At 58.8% G+C, this 6,262-nt stretch carries 7 protein-coding genes; 5 read left to right on the plus strand and 2 right to left on the minus strand.

The genetic code is table 11. The annotated features are described in order from the left end of the window. The first annotated feature begins 493 nt into the window (after positions 1–493). Genes Q0O40_RS01970 through Q0O40_RS01980 form a run of 3 tightly spaced genes read left to right on the plus strand, consistent with a single transcriptional unit; the run spans position 494 to position 1,871 of the window. Positions 494–1,030, plus strand: coding sequence for a LuxR C-terminal-related transcriptional regulator (locus tag Q0O40_RS01970; RefSeq protein ID WP_295525511.1), 537 nt, complete (start codon positions 494–496; stop codon positions 1,028–1,030). 42 nt (positions 1,031–1,072) lie between these two features. Further along, the gene (locus tag Q0O40_RS01975; protein ID WP_295525512.1) at positions 1,073–1,414 is read left to right on the plus strand and encodes a hypothetical protein; all 342 of its coding nucleotides are present in this window, start codon (positions 1,073–1,075) and stop codon (positions 1,412–1,414) included. 22 nt (positions 1,415–1,436) lie between these two features. Further along, entirely contained in the window at positions 1,437–1,871 is a 435-nt protein-coding gene (locus Q0O40_RS01980) for a hypothetical protein (protein WP_295525515.1), read from the plus strand. Positions 1,872–1,910: 39 nt separating this feature from the next. Here Q0O40_RS01980 and Q0O40_RS01985 read toward each other — a convergent pair whose 3' ends face one another. Together Q0O40_RS01985 and Q0O40_RS01990 are read right to left on the minus strand one after the other, a co-directional pair. Next, entirely contained in the window at positions 1,911–3,155 is a 1,245-nt protein-coding gene (locus Q0O40_RS01985; RefSeq protein ID WP_295525532.1) for a cyclopropane-fatty-acyl-phospholipid synthase family protein, read from the minus strand. Between the two features lie 19 nt (positions 3,156–3,174). Continuing rightward, entirely contained in the window at positions 3,175–4,380 is a 1,206-nt protein-coding gene (locus Q0O40_RS01990; RefSeq protein WP_295525517.1) for a cyclopropane-fatty-acyl-phospholipid synthase family protein, read from the minus strand. A 292-nt stretch (positions 4,381–4,672) separates the two neighbouring features. Between Q0O40_RS01990 and Q0O40_RS01995 the strand changes: the two genes are divergently transcribed. Continuing rightward, positions 4,673–5,125 (plus strand): hypothetical protein, encoded by a 453-nt coding sequence (locus Q0O40_RS01995; RefSeq protein WP_295525520.1) that lies wholly within the window; start codon positions 4,673–4,675, stop codon positions 5,123–5,125. A 13-nt stretch (positions 5,126–5,138) separates the two neighbouring features. Continuing rightward, a partial coding sequence (locus Q0O40_RS02000) for an SGNH/GDSL hydrolase family protein (protein ID WP_295525523.1) occupies positions 5,139–6,262 on the plus strand: 1,124 nt, incomplete at its 3' end.

The following is a 6,262-nucleotide window of genomic DNA, read 5'->3' on the forward strand; positions in this document are numbered from 1 at the left end:
TTCGAGCGGCGGCGCGTAACAGGCAGGCGCAATGATCGCAACCTATGCCTGCGTCAACCGCGCGGGCGCTGGGCAAGCCGGGAAGGCCGTGGCGGCACCAGCCCGATCAAACAGGCGCGGCCACGGTTTCCAGAAAGTGCTTTTTCGTCTCGACTTCAATTCTCAGCGAACACAGCGCGATCGAGGTGATCGCCCTGCGCGGGGTCAGCGGGTCGGGAGTTGGACCTCCCGACGGATAGCAGCTGCCGGGACATCCCAAGCCCGCGACAACCCTCCGGAGCAATGGCCAATCCGCCTTTCGCGTAACAGGATTAAAGCGCGGTCCGGTCCGAAACGCGCTGGAGAAGCCTGCCTAGAGGCGCAGGATGATTGCCTAAGGTCATCTCTAGATTGCTCGAAATTGGATAGAGATTAACCATTGCTGGCCGTTTTGGCGCAATGTGAACGGTTCGAGCCTAGCTCAAGGTCCAACGTTGCCACGATCGTCAACGCCTTGCGGGTAGACCCGAAACGGACCTTTCTGCCAAAATGGAATCAGTTGGAGATGCGCGGTGTCGGACGAACTGACATGATCGGCGCGAGGAGAACAGAAATAGCGGCGACTCATCCTGCGGATGGGCGAACAACTCGCCTCTCATCTCGCCAAGCGAGTTGCATCGCGCTTGTCGCCAAAGGCTTTAGCTCAAAGGAGATCGCGCGCGAGCTTGGCATATCGCCATCTACCGTCGACAACCATATCTCGGCGGCCATGCATGCGGTTGGTTTGGCAAACCGGACTGCATTGGCGAACTGGTACAGTGAAAATCGCGAATCGGGGCACTCGGCTCCCTATGACAAAGAGCAGCCTGTCAACAGCGGCGCCCCTAGAATTTCAATCTCGCTTCCAGCCATGGGGGGGATTCGCAACTCACTTTCGTTGATGGAAAGAGTTTTCTCTGTTCTGCAGATCATTACTGTGTCGATAATGGCTGCATCTTCCCTGATTCTCGTCGTTCTTGTTTTGATCTTTTTCACGAACTGGTCTAAGTGATTGTATAATCATGGCTCCTCTAAAGGAAGATAGGAGTTGTCCATGATCAACTTTCGTGAAGCATCGGTCCGCGTCGTCACCAATGATGCTCAGGAAATGAATGGCGCGATCGATCAGGCGCTGATCCAGCAAATGCGCCTTGCGACGAGCTTCATCGAAGCCACGCAGGAATCGCACCTTGCCATGCCGCTCACCCAGCCAGCCCTGCAAGCCATGGCCGAAGGCCTCGGCTGCTTGGTCGCGAGCCGGGAAAAGGTCTCTGACTCGATCCGCGAAATGAACCGCCTGTTGGCCCACAGCAACCTCAAGGAGACCAATTTTGGCTGCCCGATCGGGATCTGGAAGCTTGTTTCAACCTCCAAACCCGAGCGCGCGGTAGCGTAACGGCGGCGAAGGGAGTGCAGGATTGCTGAACGTCATCGTATTTGTTCTTTTCTGGCTCAATCTGTTTTGCAACCTAGCGGCGGCATTTGCTTACGGGCTCGTTCTGGAACGAGCGATAGCCGCAGGACTGGTTGCGATCAGTGTTGTGTTGGTTGCGATGAGCTTGATGATGACGACCAGCGATTTGGCGTATCTGTCAATTTTTTCAGATTGCTTCATTTTGCTGGTCGCCTGGTCCCTTGCACTCACTTCGGATCGCTATTGGCCAATCTGGTTTGCAGCGATGCAAACTCTGACGGTCGCGACTTTGGCCTTGACCCCGACGCAGGCCGGAATGCCGCAATTCATCCTTTTGAACCTTGCGGGGTTCTGGTCTTTGCCTGCGTTGCTGGTGATGACCTGGGGCACGATACTGGACTGGCGGGAGCGTGCTTCCGCCAGTCCTTCCTCGGTGTAAGTCGCGAATTCTGAAGCCGCTGGGAATTGCTGTTTTGCGTCAGGCCGGAAGCTGTCGCAGCGCGGCGTAGCGATCTTCAGCTATCCCGATGTAATTGCGGGTAAGGGGCAAGGCATCGCGATTGCGCACCAATTGAAGCTGGAAATTGACCAGATCGCCATATTCGAACGCGGTGGCCGCCCCTGCGAGGTAGAATAGCCACATCCGGGTGAAGCGCGCGTCGTAAAGCTCTGTCAGGCGCGCTTCATGGGCCACGCAGCGCGCGTACCATTCGCGCAAAGTGGGTGCATAATGACGCCGTAGCACTTCGCAATCAGTTAGCATCAGCTTGCACGGTTCGACCGCGCGCATCGTCTCGCTGAGAGCCGGAATATAGCCGCCGGGAAAAATGTATTTCCGGGTGAAATCGTCGGTGATGCCGGGAGGCCCTGAACGGCCGATCGTATGCAGCAGCATCACGCCCTGATCTTCGAGAAGATTGTGACATTTGCTGAAAAATGACGGGAAATTGGGCACGCCGACATGCTCGAACATGCCCACCGACACGATCCGGTCAAACCGCCCGGGCACATCGCGGTAATCTATCAGCTCGAACGTAACCTTGTCCGCGACGCCCTCCCGCGCTGCCCACGCTTTGGCATAGGCGATCTGCTCGGTGCTGAGCGAGATGCCATGAACCGCAGCGCCAGAAATCCGGTGCAGATGCAGCGCAAGGCCGCCCCAGCCGCAGCCGATATCGAGGACCTGCATGTCCGGCGCGAGCGTCAGCTTGGCAGCGATGTGATCCATTTTAGCAAGCTGGGCCTCCTCCAGCGAGCTGACCCCGTCGGCCCAGTAGGCGCACGAATATTGGCGGTTGGGATCAAGGAAGAGATCGTAGAGGCGGTCGTCCAGATCATAATGGTGCGCCACATTGCGGCGTGATGAGGCGCGTTGGTTGACCTGATCGATTCGGTTCATGATCGCGACGCGGATTTTTTCAATCATGCCAAGATTGTCGAGATCGCCAGCTTTATCCCACGGGTTGTTGCGCCGGATGAAGCCGACAAAATCCATGATATCGCCGCCCTCGATCGTGAGGCGACCGTTCATGAACGCCTCGCCCATGCCAAGGCTGGGGTTGCGCGCAAGGGCGCCTGGAACGCCCTTGTCATGGAAATGCAGGCCCAGATCGGGCCAGCCCGCTGTGGCCATGCCATAGCGGTGTGCGCGGCCCGAGGCTTCCGTCACGGTCAGGGTGCCATGCGTAACCAGACGTTTAAGCGCGGCACCGAGCAGGAGCATGCTCATCGACGGGCGGTCCTCAGCCCTTTGGTTCGAGATGCCACTGCGGCGCCTCATCGAGCGCGGCCAACCGCGCGGTTTCTTGCTGGATGTAGTCCCGCGTCATCGGCAGGACGCCATGTTTCTTGACCGTCTGGACATGAAAATTGACCAGATTGCCGCTGCGAAAGCCTTGCTCGGCCCCCACCAGATAGAATTGCCACATGCGGAACATCCGGGCGTCGAACATGGCAGTAATCTCTGCCTGATGCAGCGTCGTGCGGCGATACCATTCCGCCAGCGTATAGGCATAGTGGGTGCGCAGGATCTCGAAGTCTGCGACTTTCCAGCCGGTCCGCTCGGTCGCGGTGAGCACTTCGCTCATTGCTGGCAGGTGATGGCCTGGAAAAATGTAGGTGCGGGCCCATTTGTCGGTCGGCCCTGGTTCGCCCGCGCGGCCGATGGTGTGGGTCAGCATCACTCCGTCTTCGGCCAGCAAGCTGTGCGTTTTGGAGAAGTACTCTTTGTAGTGCGGCGCGCCGAGATGTTCGATCATGCCGACGCTGGAGATGCGATCGAAGGTGCCGGTGACGTCGCGATAATCCATCAGCTGGAATTTGACCTTATCCGCCACGCCAGCCGCAGCGGCGCGCTCGTTGGCAAAGGCCACTTGATCGGGTGCCAAGCTGACGCCGAGAACCTCGCAGCCGAAATGGTGGTGGAAGTAGAGTCCGAGCCCGCCCCAACCACAGCCGATATCGAGTACCCGCATGCCGGGGCCAAGCTGCAACTTGGCGGCAATCAATGCCTTCTTGTCGATCTGCGCGCGTTCCAGACTGTTTGCCGGATCGCGGAAGTAGGCCATTGAATAGACCCGGTCCACATCAAGGAAAAGTTCATAGAACTGCCGATTAAGGCCATAATGATGCAGGACATTCTTGCTCGACCGCGAGATGAAGTTGATCTGATCGAGCCGGGACTCTAGCTTATCGAAAAGTTGGCGCAGCAACCCGCGGGGTTTGAACGCGCTGCCTTCCCGATTGCCCTGGCCCATAATGTAGAGCACGAAGTCGCGCACATCGTGCGGCGGTTCGACCACCAGCCGGCCATCCATGTAGGCCTCACCGGCGCCGAGCCGCGGGTTTTTCGCGATGTGCAGCGCTGTGCCTTTATCGGTGAAGCGGATGCGCATGGGTTCGCCCGAACCGTCGCCATACTCGTATTGCGTCCCATCATGGTCGGTCACGATGAATCGGCCGGCCTTTACCAGTGGACGAAGCAATTTATCCAGTAGCCACATCGACTTCACCCCATACACCCGCCCTGCGGATGCCCTAGGTATAATCTATGGCCGGTGCAGACCAACCCGGCAAGCCACAAGCGCGATATGACTTATGCGTCAAGCATGCGGCAAAAGCCGCCCGCCCGGCCGGATATCCTGCCGTTTTGGCTATATCGGATAAATTACTTTCCTACAATAACCCATTTGGTTATTTTGATGCATCCCCAATCCGATGCCTGCCCGATGGAGCCATACTATGTCCAATCCGCAAGTAACGTTTCCCGCTTACTTTGCCCCTGCCAACGCAGTTGCATTTGCCAACCCGGATAGCAGCGCTCAGGTGGTCAGTGCGGTGACGCCTATGCCAGTTGCGGTGACCGGGGCCACACCGCCCGGATCAAACCTGATCGGCATGGTGCAGCCCTCCTACCTTGCGCCCGCGGCATGGGCGAGCCCGGGGACGGCGCAGGACATGCGCGCCTATTCCTCGGTCACGGTGGTCGTCACCACCGCGCCGAGCGCAGCTTACACGCCGCAGTGGTCGCCCGATGGCGCGAGCTGGTATGCGGCGTCGGGTCTCGACCTCAATTTTAACACACTGACCAGCATCGCCACCCCGTTCACCGGAGCGGTTACGTTTCAAGGCGGCGGATATGTGCGGCTTACCGGCGGCACGGGCGGCGTTTTTCAGCTCAGCGCTGGCCAGTAAGGAGAACACCGACATGACCGATATCATTGCACGGGGGCTGGCGGCGCAGGCGACAAAAAATCTTCAGCGCTTGCGCCAGCCTCGCGCTGTCTCAACAAGAAATGGCAGGCTTGGTGGGGGTTCTTCAACGCCGGTCTTTACCACGTCCGGTTCGGTAGGCACCACATATCGCAACCGACACACCATTGCCGGCAGCGCCATCGTTTTCGGCCTTCGCGTGGGCTTTGCCAACTGGGGGCTGCAGAGCTCCGGCGAAGTGGACAACGGCAACGCAATTTCTGTTAAGGCGGCGATTGAATACAACGGGGTAAGCTATCCGCTGTTTTTCAACGGCGCGAACACTGTGACCATCCAGCCCGGCGCAGAAGTTGTCGCTGATGAGTTTGGCTTGGAGCTTCCCGGCGGTGCGTCTTTCTTCACCAGGATTTACGTGTCTGTCGCGAGCATTGGGCAGACTTGGCCGCTTGGCCGCATTCAATCGGGCGGGCTTTCGGAAGGACGCACCGATGGCTCAGATTTGACGGCAAGCACGGGCGGTTTGGCGACAGGCGGCGGGAACGCCTACGGACCTTCGATGATTTTTGGTCAAACGCGCAGCCCGCTGGCCAGCACTCTAATCATCGGCGACAGCATTGCCGCAGGCGTGGGTGAGCGCAGCGCGGACTGCGACGGTAGTGGTTTTGCGGGTTATGTCGAACGCGCTCTGGCGAGCAATGCGCCTTGGATCAGCGCGACGCGCTCAAGCATCAAGCTTTCCGATTTCAACACTGCGCATTGGCGGCGAATGAGAGATGTGCGCAGCCTCGTCAGCAATGTCATTTGCGAGTTGGGCATCAACGATATCAAGTCTGCCAGCTCGCTCGCCACATTGCAGGCCGCAGCGATCAGCGTTTGGACAGCATCGGGTGCAGGCGGCGCGTCCGTCTGGCAAACGACGATAACGCCGGAAACGACCAGTACGAATGGTTGGGTCACAACCGCCGCGCAGACGATTACCAACGCGGGCCAGAACTCTGTGCGCACCAGCTACAATGATTGGCTGCGCGGCGGCGCGCCGATGTCGGCGGGCGCTGCGGTTGCGGTCGGCACGCCGGGCGGATTGCTCGCGGGACAAGTTGGGCATCCATTGGCCGGATT

The organism is Novosphingobium sp. Chol11, assembly GCF_945870625.1.
Taxonomy (GTDB): domain Bacteria; phylum Pseudomonadota; class Alphaproteobacteria; order Sphingomonadales; family Sphingomonadaceae; genus Novosphingobium.